The following is a 16124-nucleotide window of genomic DNA, read 5'->3' as shown; positions in this document are numbered from 1 at the left end:
TCATGACCTCTTGAACTCTTCCGAGTCAAAAATCCTCACTTCTTATCTGCTGCGGCATCCGGATCACCATATTTCCAGGCATTCCGGTCCTTCCGCAGCCGATATTCCACCGGCGTGGTTCCCGTATACTTCTTGAATAACATATGGAAATACTGCCGGCTGCCAACACCTACATAATCCGATATTTCATGTATGGGGATATCGGTCTGCTCCAGCAGCATTTTGGCCTTTTCCATGCGAATCATGGTCAGATACTCGGTGATTGTCCTGCCCGTTCCTCTGCGAAATACCCGATGCAAGTAACCGGGATGCAGATTCACCTCGGCGGCAACGTCCTTCACCTGAATATTGCGGTCATAGTTCTGATGCAAGAAATCGACACTTCGTTTAATATAGAACTCGCTCTGCTGCACTTCGCTGCGTTCCCTTTCTTCATACAGACGGGCAATGCATACAAGCAACTGAATAAACAGCATATGCGTCATCATTCTGCCCTCGGTCCCTCTCTGATCGAGTTCAAGCACGAGGCTCTTGAGCACCGGATATACCTCCTCCTGATCCGCTAGCACCAAGTAGGGAAACGGCCGATTCAGGAGAAAGGACACCTCTTGCTCCTCACCGGCAATCTGCCTAAGAGAAAGCGTCCTCCCTTCACATTCCATAAACCCGAACTCCACATTCAGCATTCGGCAGGAGACCGCCTGCTCAACGATTAACCGATGCGGGACATCGGCATCCAGCACCATAAACTCCCCTTTTTTGAGCGTGACGCTCTTTTCCGTATCGCCTACCTTCACGTCAATCCGGCATACCCCTGAAATCATATACATAATCTCGGTTGAATCATGCTGGTGGTAAGGCATTTCATAATCCATCCACTGCTTATAGTAATAGGCGTAAAAGCGGGGGACATAATCTCCCTCTTCTAACATCTGCTGAAACAAGCTGCCATTCACAACACGTGTTCCTCCCTTCGTCCGAGCAGTCCACCATGATTTATGGACAAAAACTTCTATCGACGTAATTCACAGAAGACAGACCGCGTTTAAGAGTATTTAAAGGTGTATTAAAATCTCACAGTGTACATAAATCGTCACTTTATATATAAAAAAAGCCCGGCCCTTTGGCCAAGCTTATCATCAATATGCCAGTGGTGCTACGAGATTTTGAAGGCCGATACGGTATGGTTCAATTCTTCGGCAAGCTCGGCAAGCGATTGTGCTGTTGCAGCCGATTCCTCGCTTGTAGCCGCCGTTTCCTCCGTCGACGAAGATATCGTTTCAATCGCGGTTGCCACCTCGGCAGCCTGGGCTGCCTGCTCCTCGCTGGCGGCTGCAATATCCATCACCTTGCCCGCCGATTCGTTCACCATGCTTGTAATGTAGGCAAAGGCTTCACCGGCTTTTTCCGTGTGGATGACGCCTTGATTCACCGCCTCCACGCTATCGGTCGTATTCTTCTGCATGCCCTTGATGATATCGGCGATCTGCTTCGTGGCACCTCCGCTACGTTCGGCTAGCTTACGCACTTCATCCGCCACCACAGCGAAACCTCTTCCTTGATCGCCGGCACGGGCAGCCTCGATCGTGGCATTGAGGGCAAGCAGATTGGTCTGCTTGGCGATGTCGTCGATGACCTCGATGATCTCGCCGATCCGCTGGGAGTCAGCTTCGAGTTTGGCAACCTGCTCCCGTACCCGATTCATGCCTTCCACCGACTGCTGGACGATGCCGCTGCCTTCCGCTGCAATGCCGGAGGTTTGATTTACAAGCTCGGATGCAGCCGAGGCATCGCTCGCCACGGAATTGATGGCATTCGACCATTCATGGAACAATTCGCTAACGGTTTGCACGGATTCAGCCTGACTGCTGCTTCCAACGGCCAGTTCCTCGGCACCAGCCGACAGCTGCTGTGAAGCCGCGGCTACCGATGATGCGTTCATGTTCACTTTGCCGATCATTTCCTTCATGCTCTCCAGCAGCTGAGCGAATACTCTGGACAACGTGCCGATCTCGTCGGCTCTGCGAAGATAAACCGCAGGAACCTTCTGCGTGAAGTCTCCCTTCGACATGAACTCGCCGATAGCAACGGAAACGCCCAGCGGCTTCACAATGGATCTCGTTAACAGGACCACTACAGCCGCCATGGCCACCAGGGTGGCTGCACCGGCAACGATAATGGAGATGATCAGTGCATCCGACTTCGCCGTAATCTCATCCATCGGGATAATGATAGCGGCAGACCATGGCGTTTCGGTTAATCCGGTCTTGATCGGCGTATACAGCTTGTACAGCTCTGAATCTTCCTCGGTATAGACATCTCCTTCCCGAATCGCATCCAGTATGAGAGGAACCGTCTTGCCGGGATAGGCCTTTTCCAGCGTCTGCCCCATCAATCCGTCCTCCGGCGACGTTACGATCACGCCGGTATTCGAATAAATATGAGCATACCCCGTATCGAACAATCGGAATTGCTCCATTACGCTTTGCAAATGTGCCAGGGAAATATCGACGCCAACCACGCCGACGGTCTTTCCGTTATCGATAATCGGAACAACGAGCGATGTCATCATGACATCTTCGTTGCCTACTTTGAAGACGTACGGATCCATAATGATTTCTTTGCCGCTGTTCTTCGCCAGGAGATAGAAATCGCCTTCCCCTTCGTGCTCATAATCCTCGATTACGGAATGTTCCAGGCCGGACTCCGTTCTTGCCCAGTAGGACATCATTCGTCCCGATTGGTCACTGCCGAGTTTGTTTTTATATTCGCTATCCTGTCCGTCAAAAGCATCCGGCTCCCACAACGTCCAGATCCCTTTCCAGGACGGATTGTCTTCCAGATTTCTTCTCAGTATCTCAGTAACGGCTGCGCGATTCGTGGTATCGCTCTCTTTCATTCCAACAAAGCTTACAGCCAATGTACGCGCGGAGTTCATTACATCGTCGAGCTCTGCTTGTACAATCGCGCCGATCTTCTCACTCGTTGTCACCGCAAGCGTCTTGGCCGAATCCAGCGCTTCCTCCGTTGTAGTCATACTGATATAAGCCATCATGACAGCTAGAAAAATCGTGATCGACCCCAAAATGATAAGCAGCATACGGCTCTGGAGTTTCATTGCAAACAGAGCTCTCAAAGATTTCCATCGTTTCATTATAAGTCACCCTCGCTTCTTCCGGCTGTTAAATTCATTCCACTCTTCTTCGAGCTGCGCCAACACTTCCTCAATCTCTTCCAGTGACAAGAGGTCATCGACACCATATTCAAATAGGTCCTTTGTCATGCCGCAAGCAACCATCCTTCCTACTTACAGACTATATCCATCCAGTAACATAAGCATATACACTTACATACCTTTCGTAACCGAAATTCTCTTGCGTGCTCACGCAAGAATTTTGCGGGCTTCCCTGCGATTGTTGTCGAATGGTAGCGAAATCACCTTTGAACATGTCAAGGGATGCAATGCTTCATGATCTGAATCGGAAGAAGAGCTAGCCTATCAGCCCATCTGGACAAAATCCGAATCCGAGAGGATTCCCATTTGCTTTGCCTTCAGTGCAGCTTCTATGCGTGACTTTACATTCAACTTTTGAAAGAGATTGGTTAAGCAGTACTCGAGTGAACGCTGGCTCATGATCACCGTTCCCGCAATCTCTTTGTTGCTCTTTCCGCGAGCGATTTCCTTGAGAATACTATATTCTTTATCGGTTATAGACGGGGCTGCCGGCGCCCCTGCCGTCCGTTCCGGACCATTTGCGGTCACACGACGAAGCTGCTTCACGAGTGTCAACGGCAGAACGACTTCTCCTCGCAGCGCACACCGAACAGCCGTTACCAACTGCTCTTTGCCCGACGTTTTCGAGACAAAACCAGCCAGTCCGGCCTCCATAATCAAATTAAAATGATTGCTGACTTCAAAGCCCGTATAAATCAGCATCACCGCGTCCGGAGCAATCCGGAGGATCTGCTTGGCCAAATCAATTCCGTTCATGCCCGGCATGTGCATATCAATCAGCATCACGTCAAAATGCAGCGTGCTCACCAGCTCCAGCGCCCGCTCCGGCGTATTCGCCAGCTTCACGAACATATCCTTTTCCTGCTCAAGCAGCACCTTGGTTCCCTCCATCACCGAGGGATGGTCATCCACCAATAAAATTTCGATCATCGTCACTCATGACTCCTTCAGTCTGATATCTTGCTTGCTTTGCTGCCGGCGGAATTTACCTTGCCGTTATGGATATATAGACAGCCAACCCCCCGCTATCCGATGAGTCGAACTGGATTTTGCCGTTCATGCTTCTCACCCGTTCCTTCATGCCGCCGATCCCCATGCTGTTGAATTGGTCCGATTGCTGGCTGGGGTCGATTCCAATCCCGTTGTCTTCATAACTCAGATTGACTTCATCCGACTGGGTGGACAAACGGAGCTTTACCTCCGTCGCGTTCGAATGCTTCGTTGCATTGGCCAGCAGCTCCTGGACAATTCTGTACAGTCCAATCAAATGATCGTCACTGATATCATCATCGAAGTTCGAACAGTCGAACTGTATCGAATAATTGGTGCGCAGCTGGGTAAATTCAAACAATGCCTCGAGCGAACGTTCCAACCCCTCCTCCTTCAGCAGTGGGGGACGAAGCTCGTTGCACGTAATTCGAATCTGATAAATCACATCCAGAAGCCCCTGCTCGATTTCCTCCAGCTGTGGACGCAGATGCTCTGGCAGCTCATGATCCGATGTAATCTGATTTAATTTCCTGTACCATATAATCTGTTCCTGGAGCGCGGCATCATGAAGATCCTGGGACAATCGCTTTCGTTCATTCTCGGATAAATGCAGCATCAGTCGCAGCAGCCATAGGGGCATGATCTGCTGGGATGAACCCAGCTTCTCCAGTTCCCTCGTCAAATCCTCAATGACGCGGAAGTTATCGTACAGAACACTTGCATAACGCGTAATGGTCTCCAGCCATATTTTTTGGGCCTGTATCATAGGCTGAGGAACCACCTCTCCGCCAATGCAAACAATACTGCTGTCCCCGTTCATTTCTCCAATCTTGACAAAATATCCGTCAGACATCTCAAACAGTTTACAGAATGGAATATGCTCGGGACCGCATGTATGGATCGCATGCAGCACCCCTTGTGGCGGATCTTTATGGCCCCCTTGGATCTTGATATGCAGGCTGTGGTGGTTGATCTGTATGAGGCTCACCCGATCCGTCCCCAGCACCTTTTTGATTTCCCGCACAATACGGGCATTCAATTCGCTTATCTTCACCATCCCGAAAAGATCGGAGGAGAATTGATCCAGACTCATCTGCAGCCTGAAATACAGGTCCTCGCTCTCCCGGACAAGCCTTTCGGCCGCAATCCGTTCCCGTTCCGCCCTCTTCTGCTCTGTGACATCCCGAATAATGGTCAGTGCTGTATTGCGTCCTATATATGGGATCGGCGTGGTAATGGCTTCAATATCAATAATCGTTCCATCCAGCCGGACCAGTTTGTTCCCGGCGAGCTCCGAGGTGTTCCCGCTTTCGTACACATGCTCAACCTCCGAAATCACGAACTCAACCTGATCCGAGGGAATGATGTCCTGGAGCGAAGTACTCGCCAATTGTTCGATATCCGTAATGCCCAATAAGGAAAAGCCCGCGGGATTCGCATAAATATAAGAAAAATCGGAGTGCAGGAACATCGCGACCGGAGCGATATCGAGGATATGGCGGTTGATTCGATCACTCTCCATAAGGGCTCGTTCCGCTGATTTACGGGCGGTTATATCCTCAAAAAAAACTTCAATCGTGTCCGATTCCGCATCATACAGTGCCGTTGCCACGACATCGACCCGCTCTCCGTCTACTCGTTTTATGGCTAATTCCTCTGGCACAACCTCCCCTGTTCGAATAAGCCGTGTGAGCCGTCTGCGTGCCCACTCCTCATAGGGATCAAGCACCCAGTCCCAAGGATCTGTATCCAGGATGTTCTCAGGACCCGGCGCTCCAAGGATCCGAAGTCCGGCGGGATTCACGTACATGAGCTTGCGGTCCTTGCAGACTGCAATGGCAATAGGAGATACCTCCACCAGCCTGCGATACCGGTTCATGCTTTCCTTGAGCGCCTGTTCCATCTTCTTGCATTCCGTAATATCATACAGCGCCTCTTCCATGCGAAAGCGGGTGGTAATGTCAATGGCAATGCCATCGGTCCGAACGATTTGACCGGTTTCATTCATCGTCGGAATCATCTTCACCTGAACCCAGCGTACTTCGCCCTCCGCATGGATGATGCGGTATTCGGTATGAACGGCGTCGCCTTGTCGAAGTTTGTCTATCAACGATCGGAACAGCGTCATATCCTCTGGGTGGATCAGCGTTTCCCAGGGAAGACCGTCCGCGAAATCACGTTGTGAATAACCTGTGATTTTATGAAAAGCCAAAGAAGTATTTTGGATCCTCCTTATGCCGAAATCGTACGACCAAATGCCAACATCAAGTGTAAGCAGCATATCATCTAGCAGGCGGAATCTGTCCTCGGCCATGTCCAAGGCCTGATGGCTTAACTTCCGCTGATAACCGCTCCTGTACAAGAAAATCCAGAAAATGATGGTGAGGGCGACTAATGCCAAGATCGTTGCCCCCAAGATGTAAGTACACATGATGTTTGATGGTCTCCTTATGAAGCATACACGCAGTCACGTCTGATGCTTTGCGGTATACCGAATGCGAGCTGCGGGATAACTCAAATGGCAGCCATATCATTTATCGGCAGATCCTTCACAAATGCGAAGATCAAGAATAGAGAAATTTTACCGTAACCACTCGGAGTGTCATATTCACGAAAATAAACGAAGGGAATAGGGACTCTATTCTGTGCGCGCTATAACAAAAATGTCTATCGACGTACTTTCTCAGAGGACAGATCGCCTATAGTTGAATTTTTTAACAAAATAAAGTCCGAAGCTGCGTTACGCTTCGGGCTTTTCCATCATGAGATTTCCACCATTCACGTCGCTCATGCCAAATCCCACTCGGAGTGGATCTTGGGCACATCTGAAATCAACTGCTGGGTATAAGGATGCTGCGGATTTAAGATAACCTCTTCCGCCGGTCCCCGCTCCACGACTTTCCCCTGCTCCATAATATACAGCGTATCGCTTACATAATAAGCGAGCCCTACGTCATGGGTAATGAAAATAATCGTCATGTTGTTCTCATCCCGCAGCTTCAAGAGCATATCCAGTATCGTAGACCTTGAGCATGCGTCGACCATGGAGGTCGGTTCATCCGCAATCAGCAGTTTCGGATGAAGCATGAAGATCCGGGCGATCATCAGGCGCTGCATTTGCCCGCCGGACAGTTCGAACGGGTATTTATTGTGCAGCTCTTCAAACTTCAGATTGACGAAGGAGCACGCTTCCTTCATTTTGCGGAATTGCTCCTCCTTCGTCAGTTTATCACCCTGCAGCTTGATGCAATCGAGCAGCAGTTTCTCGACTTTGTAGAACAGATTGAACGAAGAGAACGGGTCCTGGAAGATCGCCTGAATGTTTTTCCAATAGCGCTTCCGGTCTCTGTGCCGCTTCAACTGCCTTGGCTTGCCCATATATTCAATCGTACCGCTGCTCTCCTTCAGCAGGCCCATGATCATTTTGGCCAGTGTCGTTTTGCCGCTTCCGCTCTCGCCGACAATCGATATGATTTCGCCTTCATGGAAGGTAAAGCTAACATCCTCTACGGCGGTTGTCTTCTGTTTGCCGTAACCGAATACCTTTGTAAGATGCTCTCCCCGAATCAGGACATCATTCCTCTTCATTCGCATACCACTCCTTAAGCACACCCGGTTCCACGATGCAGCGATATATTCGATCCTCCACGGTCTGGCTCGTAATCTTTCCCTTCCGGCAGGCGTCCTGCACATAGGAACAGCGATCCGCGAACCGGCACCCCTCCGGCACGTTCTTCAGATTAGGCGGGGTTCCCGGGATGGCGGCCAGCTTATGTCCTTTCATGCCTTCCTCCGGCACAATGATGGAACCCATCAGTTTTTTCGTATACGGGTGTATCGGGTCAAAAATCATTTGCTCTGCGGTTCCGCGCTCCACGATCTCCCCTGCATACATGACAATGATGTCATCCGTTACGTGATAAAGCAGCGGCAGCTCGTGCGTGATGAATACCAGAGACTGAATATAGCCCCGATCCAGCAGACTCTTCAGCAGCTTGATCACCGCTTTCTGCGAGGTTACGTCCAGCGCCGAGGTCGGTTCGTCCGCTATCAGCACTTTGGGATTCAGAATGGTGGAGATTGCGATAACCGTCCGCTGCTTCATGCCGCCTGACAGCTCGTTCGGATAGGAGTTCAGTACCTTGGTCGACAAATTCAAGGTTTCGAACCGTTCCGCCGCCATATCCCACACCTGCTTCTTGTTCAGCTCAGGGCGATGCTCCTTCATAATATCCTCGACAAAATGAATGATTTTGAGCGTAGGATTCAGGGCATTCATAGCTGCTTGCGGGATATACGATATCTCTCTTCCCGACACCTGGGAACGGAGCTGTTCCTTGCCAAGCTTCATAATGTCCGTACCGTTGATGACAATGGAGCCGCTGCCAAAATGCAGCGGTGGAAAATAGAATCCCATCAGGCTGAGCGCAAGGGTCGATTTGCCGCAGCCGGATTCACCGGCAATGCCAAGCGTCTTCCCCTTCTCGAGTGAGAAACTCACGCCGTCTACGGCATATACATGCTCCTTCAACCGGGTACGGTAATAGGTTTTCAATTCGTTAACTTCCAGTATATTTGTGCTCAAGGCCCCATCAGCTCCTAATCTTCGGATTGAATATTTCATCCATGCCGGTGTTCATCATGTACAAGGAGAAGGTGATGATGGCGATGGAGATCGCCGCCGGGATGAAGGCCCACCACGCGCCGGCAACGGGGGCTTCAAATACGAGTGCCCAGTTCATGATAATGCCAAGGGAAATCGTGTTGTACGGTCCCAGCCCCAGCATCGAGATGGAAGCCTCGGACAGAATGCCCGATGCCGTCTGCAGCACGAAGGCCATGACAACGTAGGAAGCGATGTACGGCAAAATCTCCGAGATGATAATGCGCGGCGTGCTGTACCCGGATATTTTCGCGATATTCACATGATCCCGGTTGCGGAGCGAGGATGTCTGTGCACGTACGGCCCTGGCCGTCCAGGGCCAGCTGGTAATGCCGATAATGACGGCCGTAACAAACGAGCTGCGCGAATCGATACTGACCGAGATCAGAATCAGGATGACAAAGGAAGGTATCACGATGAAGATGTTGGTGATCGCGGTCAGCAGATTATCGATCATGCCTCCGATGTACCCTGAGGCTAAACCGATCACAAGACCGATCACGGTAGCAAATACGCCGGCAATCAGCCCGACCTGCAAGGAGGTCCGGATACCATAGATCAATTCAAGGAATAAATCCCTGCCGAAGTTATCCGACCCCAGCAGCAGCTTCGAATCCGGCGGCTGGTACGCCAGTGCGATCATCTCCAGCGGGTCATTGCGGTTAAAGAGCGGGTAGATCAGCACCATGCCGATCATAGCCAGCAGCATGCAGGCTCCGAACATAAACTTTGGCGATTTGATCAATATGCGAAAGGAACTATTCATATTATTGATCCTCCATCTGAGCGGCCTTGATTCTTGGATCGATCCAGCCGTAGATTAGGTCAATCGTAAAGTTGGCCAGCAGCACAGCCAGGGCGATCAAGAGAGTGCAACCCGAAATTAACGGATAATCCAGCTGACGGATCGCCGTGAACATCCAGGTTCCGATTCCCGGATAACTGAATACGATCTCACAGATCAGCGAACCGCCCACCATCGTACCGATGGATAATGCCAAGCCCGTGATCTGGGGCAGCATCGCATTCCGGAATACATACCTCGCGATCTTGGAATCCCGTATCCCGAGAAGTTTGCTGTACAGCACATAATCCGAATTCAGTTCATAGATGGACATCTCCCGCATGCCAATGGCTTGGCCGCCAATCGTAACCAGCACGATCGATAGAAATGGAAGCGTGTGATGCCTAAGTACGGAAGCGAAAAATTCAAAGCTGAGTGACGGCACCATTTGATAATCGTAGCCCCCGTGCAGCGGAAACCAGTTCAGGGACAGGGCGAACACATACAGCATAATAATGGCCAGGGTGAAGAACGGAATGGAATTCACGAACAAGGCCACCGGGAATATCACTTTATCAAACACGCCTTTGCGGTAAGCCGCAACGGCGCCCAGCACGTTCCCGATCAGCCAGCCAACCAGAATGGCCGGAAGCTGAAGCCCGATCGTCCAGGGAACCGCCGAGGCCAGAATTTCCGTTACCGGTTTCGGATACAGCCCGAATGAAGTGCCCAGGTTGCCTGTCGCCAAATTTTTCAGATAGATGAAGAACTGCTCCCATAAAGGCTTGTCGATTCCGAACTCAATGAGAAACGTCTCATAGACCCGTTTGATCGTATCGCTGTCGGTCATCCCCTGCGTCATCTCGGACACAATCATGCTTACCGGATTCCCCTCAATCATCCGGGGCAACAGGAAATTCAGCGTGACCGCAATCACCAGCGTTAGAAAGTACCAGAAGAACTTCTTGACGATATATTTTCCGTAAACGCTCAAGCAGCTCACCCCCATGGATCACACCTTCGAATTTGGTGGAAAAGAGACCTATATCAGGGGTGTAAATCCGCTAATATAGGTCTTGGTTCATTGAGTTATATGCATCAGTTATGAATCTGATACAGCGACTTGATGCCGGCTCCATCCATCGAAATTTGAGGCGGGATGTTGCTGCCGTCTCCTTCGGTCGGGAACCCTTTCCATACCGACTCATTGACGGTGTCGAATACCCATGGACGATACATGAGCGGAATCGATGGAATCTCCTTCAACCAGATTTGGGTCAATTCGGTGTAGAGCGCTTTCAATTCATCTTCGTCCGTGATTGTAGGAATCTTCTCGATGATGGCATCTGCTTGATCGTTCTTATACCGGCCCCAGTTGTAGAATGCCATTTCGCCCATCGGCGCAACGCCCTTGGAGTACATGATGGTCATGGCACGGTTCCACGGCTGGCTCGGGCTGACCCCGCCGGCAGGCGTGTTCATGATGATATCGAACTTGCCGGTCTGTAAATCATTGGTCCATACGGGCGCTTCCGGGAATTTGGTTCGAATCTCAATACCGATGGCCTTCGCGTTCTGAGCGACAATCTCAAGCGCCGCATTCCAATCCGACCAGCCGTATGGACATTCGATTTCAAACGGGCCGAGGCGGGTTCCGTTCAGGACGCGAATTCCGTCTTTTCCCTTCGCGGCGCCGATCGAATCAAGGAGTGCATTGGCCGCATCTACGTCCGTTGTCCACTGTAGCGGTTTGATGGCCGCCTGGTCTACATATTTCGCTTCGGCCTCCGTATTCAGCGTCAACGACGGCTCCATTGGTGCCGAGTAGCCGCTGATGGCCAGCTCCGAAATTTTGCCGTAATCAATCGCCATGGCAATCGCTCTTCTGACATCCGGATGGTTGAGTCCTTCCTTCGACATGTTGAAGAAGATCGATGGCATGGAGCCGGGCACATAGTATGGAGCGTCTTTGATATAGGTTTTAACCGGAGCCCCGCCCTCCCACATTTTCCATACCTGCGGAATAAACTGCTGCGATACGTCGACTTGACCGCTCTTGAATGCCAGGTCGCCCGCTGCATTGTCTTTATAGATGACATGGGTAATGTATTTGGGAGCCGGCAGCTTGCCAAAGAGCGCCTGACCCCAATAGTTATCGTCCCGGACAATCGTGATCTTCTGATCATTGTAAAAATACATTTTGTAAGGCCCTGTTCCGATCGGGTCCTCGTTGACTTCTTTACGAATGGTGGCAAGGTCGTTATTAGCTTTCTTCTCGACCTCTTCCCATACATGCTTGGGCAGCATCGGCATAACCTCGATGCTGTCGAGCACCGTCAATTTGTTCGGATTGTCCTTATTCAGCTTGATGTTCACCGTTTGCGGTCCATCTGCCGTTACGTCCTCGATGTAGGTCCAGAAGCTGCTCCAGTTGATGTCATACTTTTTGCCGAGCTGGTAGGTATAGACGACGTCATCGGAAGTGAACGGCTTGCCGTCGCTCCATTTGGCATCCTTGTTCAATTCGATCTTCAAGGTCAGATCGTCGGTCCATTCATACTTGGTACCCAGCTGCGGCTCTAACTCGCCTGTCAGCTGATTGACCATAAACAAGGTTTCATAGACGAGTTCCCTGGAGTTTCCGTAGTTAATCGGAAACGCCGGGTTTCCGCTAAGCAGGTTAAAATTCGTAGGTGCCCCCCATTGCAAACCGTTCACGTAAAGCGTTTCATTTCTCGGCGTCGCTTTCGCATCGCCCTGCGGTGCAGGCTCATCACTGCCTCCGGGTGTCTTTACCTCTTCTTTAGGCGGCGGATCTGATGCTGTCGGTGGCGTTACACTCTGGCATCCGGCAGCAAAAAAAGACGCGACCAACAAAAGAATGAACATGGGTCTCAGAACGGTTTTCAGCTTCACTTGTGAACCCTCCATTCATGGAAATGTGTTCGTCTCTTAAATGCTGAGTGTCTGGATCATGTGTGCATCGATTGTCTGCAAGCGTTTTCTTGATGGATTTATATGTTCCTCGTTTCAATCTGAGTACGAATAAATTTTGTTATTTTTATTCAACGTTCAAGGATTTTTCGTTTTTGACGTCGAACTTGAATGGACATGGTTAATCTAGCGGACGATTCGATATCCTTTAAAGGGGTGGGCCTACTGCCTGTGATTAAAGATGTTTTACTGCAGCTTTTGTTTGCGTTGATGCCTTTTGTCGCATACAACATCTATTACAGAAAACTGACAGTCAACTATTCCCGTAATTTTATTATTGTTATTTGTTCGCTGTGCATGCTGTTGTCCATGACCTTTGCTTCGAGTGTTCAAAGCGGGGTGATTTTTGACGTACGGTATGTCATTATGTTCTTCGGCATGTTATTTGGAGGGTTCACGACAGGAGTAATTCTGCTTGTGGAATTTCTAATTTATCGGCTGTACATTGGCGGAGCCGGCATGATCGACGCCATCATTATATTGATCTTCACTTTTCCGCTGTCTATTCTGCTGTCATTCCTGTATCACCGAAGCAAACACAAATTTTGGATCATTTTTATAGCCGGTATCAGCTTCTCTTTCCTTCCGCTACTGGTACTCTATATAACCAAACCCGACTACATCACGAATTACATCATATTTAATATTTTAGCTATGCCTGTTCATAACTCGCTCGGGATATGGCTTCTCGTGACCCTGTTTAACAAATCCGTATCCGACAAAGAACTTTATCTGCGGTATATCCAAAATGAGAAAGCCGAAGCCGTCAATCATGTCGCCGCATCCCTTGCCCATGAGGTCCGCAATCCGCTGACCACCGTGCTTGGATTCCTGCAATTGATTAAGAGCGGTACGTTCCCTCAGGAAAAAACCGAACGTTTTCTGGAGATCAGCATGGAGGAAATTCGCCGGACCGAGCAAATCTTGTCCGAATACCTCTCGATCAGCAAACCTCACTTGCCGTTTCAGCAAAGAATCGAGCTCTCCGCCCAGATCAAGTCTGTCGTTGAGCTCATGACGTCATATGCTAATATGAGCAACGTAACCCTTAGCGCTGACTACCCTCAGCTCCCCATCTACATTTTAGGCAGTCCGGCGGAGCTCAAGCAGCTGTTGGTCAACTTTATTAAGAATGCGATTGAGGCCAGTAAAGACGTCGACAGAGGTACGGTCCACATCACCATCTATGAAGAAGCGGAGCAGGTGGCCATCGAAATCAAGGATAACGGGGTCGGTATGACCCCTGAGCAATTGAGCCGTCTCGGTTCGATCTACTATTCCACCAAAATGAGCGGCACCGGGCTTGGACTCACCTTCTCCTATCAAGCCATCCGTGCCATGAATGGAAGCGTATCGGTACGGAGTTCGCCAAGATCAGGGACCGAGTTTCTCATCACACTCCCGCATGCCAATATAAATCCATAGATGATTTCCGCATGCCATCCGTTAACAAAAAAGAGAGACGCTTCTGTAGTTACCAGAGCGTCTCTCTTTTATTGATGCAGTAATACAATTTCTTTTGCTGCAAAACTTCTGTTGTTTTTGCTTATATTCAACGGCTTTTTTAATGTGATCCGGATAAGATCGCCGTTCTTTAGTTCTTCCAGCTTGATAGTTTCTCCCCCACTTTCCTTCAGGGAAGTGGCTTCGGTAACTAGCACCTCACAGTGATACCCCTCATCCGTGTGGTTCTTCCGGTTACGGTTCACTTCGTCGGAACAATCAACGTTGATCATGTCGTCTCCAAGTGTATAAATTGTAGATTCAAACACGGACACATCCCGGGTACATCCTGCCGAGAACAGCAGCAACAGCAGACTGATGAGTAACCTCAGCTTCATTCCGGGCCCCCTTACGGCTAGTTTCATATGGGATCCAGGAACTCCGATCCCATGCCTTTGTCGTTAAAACATAAGGCTAATCCTCGAATTTTTATTTATTATATCATGGCGACCAACGATAGAATAAATCGAACAAAAAACTCAAGGAGCGAGAATCTACTCGCACCTTGAGTTTGCGTTTATTCCATCTATTTAACTTATTGGTATTTAGGGAGCCAATCACCATGTGCTTCGATCAGATCGTCGCACAGGCTCTTAATGTCATCGATGGACAACTCGGCAGCTGTATGCGGGTCGAGCATCGCTGCATGATAGATATGCTCCTTCTTGCCGGTTGCCGCCGCTTCCAGCGTCAGCAGCTGGGTATTAATGTTGGTGCGGTTCAGCGCAGCACATTGCGGTGGCAGATCGCCGACATAGGTCGGCGTTACGCCGCTGGCATCGACCAGGCACGGAACCTCGACGCAGGCTTCCTTCGGAAGGTTCGTGATCAGTCCCGTATTCATCACGTTGCCGCCGATTTTGAACGGAACATTGGTCTCGATCGCTTCTAAAATGTAGGATGCGTATTCATGGGAGCGGTTGTGCGTCAGATCCTGGTTGTTTACCAGATCCTCGCGCATTGCCTTCCATCCCTCGATTTGGTTCACGCAGCGACGTGGATATTCATCCAGCGGGATGTTAAAGCGCTCAATCAGCTCCGGATAGTTACGCTTGATGAAATACGGATGGTATTCGGCGTTATGCTCGGACGACTCCGTGATGTAGTAACCGAAGTTTAGCATCATCTCGAGACGGACCATATCATGATGCTTCTCCTTCTGCTTCTCGGCCGCACGCTTCTTAATTTCCGGATAGAGGTCCACGCCGTCCTTCGTTACCTCAAGCAGCCATGCCATATGGTTGATGCCGGCGATTTTGGCCTGCACGCCTTCCTTTTCCATTCCCAAATTATCGAACAAATGCGGAATGCATGCTTGGACGCTGTGGCACAAACCTACGGTTTGCACGCCGCCCAGCGTGTTCATGGCATTGGTCAGCACGGCCATTGGATTCGTATAGTTCAGGAACAATGCGTTCGGACAAACCTCCCGCATATCAGCTGCGAAATCCAGCATGACCGGGATGGTACGGAGGTTACGGAAAATCCCGCCGATTCCCACGGTGTCGGCAATCGTCTGTCTGAGTCCATACTTCTTCGGAATCTCGAAGTCCGTGATCGTACACGGATCGTAGCCCCCAACCTGAATCGCGTTAATGACATATTGTGCTCCGCGAAGAGCCTCCTTGCGGTCACTGTATGATTTGACGACACAGGTGCTGCCGCTGGTTTTCTTTATATTATTCAGCATGTTCTCCGAGTCTTTCAAACGGATCGGGTCAATATCATACAAAGCAAGTTCAAACCCCTGCAAAGCCGGTGTCTGCATGCAATCCCCCAGAACGTTCTTGGCAAACACGGTACTTCCTGCTCCGATAAATGTAATCTTAGACATCAATAAATTCCCTCCCTAAACTCCATGAATTAATACGATTTCACAAGACTAACTATATGATAATCGGTCTTTTTTGAATATGGAGCAAAACAAGTGTGATATGGACATTTGTTGTTTCATT

13 protein-coding genes are annotated in these 16124 nt (G+C 50.0%); 1 reads left to right on the top strand and 12 read right to left on the bottom strand.

Going from position 1 to position 16124, the window contains the following annotated elements; all coding sequences use genetic code 11:
• Positions 1-35: 35 nt before the first annotated feature.
• The 10 genes from PAEVO_RS27645 to PAEVO_RS27605 all read right to left on the bottom strand — a co-directional run bounded on the left by PAEVO_RS27645 (position 36) and on the right by PAEVO_RS27605 (position 12588).
• Positions 36-956 (bottom strand): AraC family transcriptional regulator, encoded by a 921-nt coding sequence (locus PAEVO_RS27645; protein WP_100540696.1) that lies wholly within the window; start codon positions 954-956, stop codon positions 36-38.
• A gap of 200 nt (positions 957-1156) precedes the next feature.
• Positions 1157-3154, bottom strand: a complete 1998-nt coding sequence (locus PAEVO_RS27640; RefSeq protein WP_100540695.1) for a methyl-accepting chemotaxis protein — start codon at positions 3152-3154, stop codon at positions 1157-1159.
• A gap of 6 nt (positions 3155-3160) precedes the next feature.
• Positions 3161-3283, bottom strand: a complete 123-nt coding sequence (locus PAEVO_RS34740; protein ID WP_279300485.1) for a hypothetical protein — start codon at positions 3281-3283, stop codon at positions 3161-3163.
• Positions 3284-3499: 216 nt separating this feature from the next.
• Complete coding sequence (locus PAEVO_RS27635) at positions 3500-4165, bottom strand: response regulator transcription factor (protein WP_100540694.1); 666 nt, start codon at positions 4163-4165, stop codon at positions 3500-3502.
• 55 nt (positions 4166-4220) lie between these two features.
• Positions 4221-6626, bottom strand: coding sequence for a sensor histidine kinase (locus tag PAEVO_RS27630; protein ID WP_243390957.1), 2406 nt, complete (start codon positions 6624-6626; stop codon positions 4221-4223).
• A gap of 386 nt (positions 6627-7012) precedes the next feature.
• Entirely contained in the window at positions 7013-7813 is an 801-nt protein-coding gene (locus PAEVO_RS27625; RefSeq protein WP_100540692.1) for an ABC transporter ATP-binding protein, read from the bottom strand.
• Positions 7800-8810 (bottom strand): ABC transporter ATP-binding protein, encoded by a 1011-nt coding sequence (locus tag PAEVO_RS27620; protein ID WP_100540691.1) that lies wholly within the window; start codon positions 8808-8810, stop codon positions 7800-7802. Before PAEVO_RS27620 ends, PAEVO_RS27625 begins: the two co-directional genes overlap by 14 nt.
• A gap of 7 nt (positions 8811-8817) precedes the next feature.
• Positions 8818-9654 (bottom strand): ABC transporter permease, encoded by an 837-nt coding sequence (locus PAEVO_RS27615; protein ID WP_071223543.1) that lies wholly within the window; start codon positions 9652-9654, stop codon positions 8818-8820.
• Between the two features lies 1 nt (position 9655).
• Positions 9656-10666, bottom strand: a complete 1011-nt coding sequence (locus PAEVO_RS27610; RefSeq protein ID WP_100540690.1) for an ABC transporter permease subunit — start codon at positions 10664-10666, stop codon at positions 9656-9658.
• Positions 10667-10770: 104 nt separating this feature from the next.
• Positions 10771-12588 carry an ABC transporter substrate-binding protein gene (locus PAEVO_RS27605; protein WP_100540689.1) on the bottom strand — a complete coding sequence of 606 codons (1818 nt, stop codon included), beginning with the start codon at positions 12586-12588 and terminating at the stop codon, positions 10771-10773.
• 195 nt (positions 12589-12783) lie between these two features.
• On the opposite strand from PAEVO_RS27605, the gene PAEVO_RS27600 reads away from it, so the two are divergent.
• Positions 12784-14091, top strand: coding sequence for a sensor histidine kinase (locus PAEVO_RS27600; RefSeq protein ID WP_100540856.1), 1308 nt, complete (start codon positions 12784-12786; stop codon positions 14089-14091).
• A 68-nt stretch (positions 14092-14159) separates the two neighbouring features.
• On the opposite strand, the gene PAEVO_RS27595 is transcribed toward PAEVO_RS27600, so the two are convergent.
• Complete coding sequence (locus PAEVO_RS27595) at positions 14160-14507, bottom strand: hypothetical protein (RefSeq protein WP_100540688.1); 348 nt, start codon at positions 14505-14507, stop codon at positions 14160-14162.
• Between the two features lie 197 nt (positions 14508-14704).
• On the bottom strand, positions 14705-16003 hold the full coding sequence (gene melA, locus PAEVO_RS27590) for an alpha-glucosidase/alpha-galactosidase (protein ID WP_100540687.1): 1299 nt from the start codon (positions 16001-16003) through the stop codon (positions 14705-14707).
• Positions 16004-16124: the final 121 nt, after the last annotated feature.

The organism is Paenibacillus sp. GM2FR, assembly GCF_002803325.1.
Classification (GTDB): domain Bacteria; phylum Bacillota; class Bacilli; order Paenibacillales; family Paenibacillaceae; genus Paenibacillus_AQ; species Paenibacillus_AQ lautus.
The sequence above is the reverse complement of the archived record's forward strand: the minus strand, read 5'-3'. Positions and strand labels throughout refer to the sequence as shown.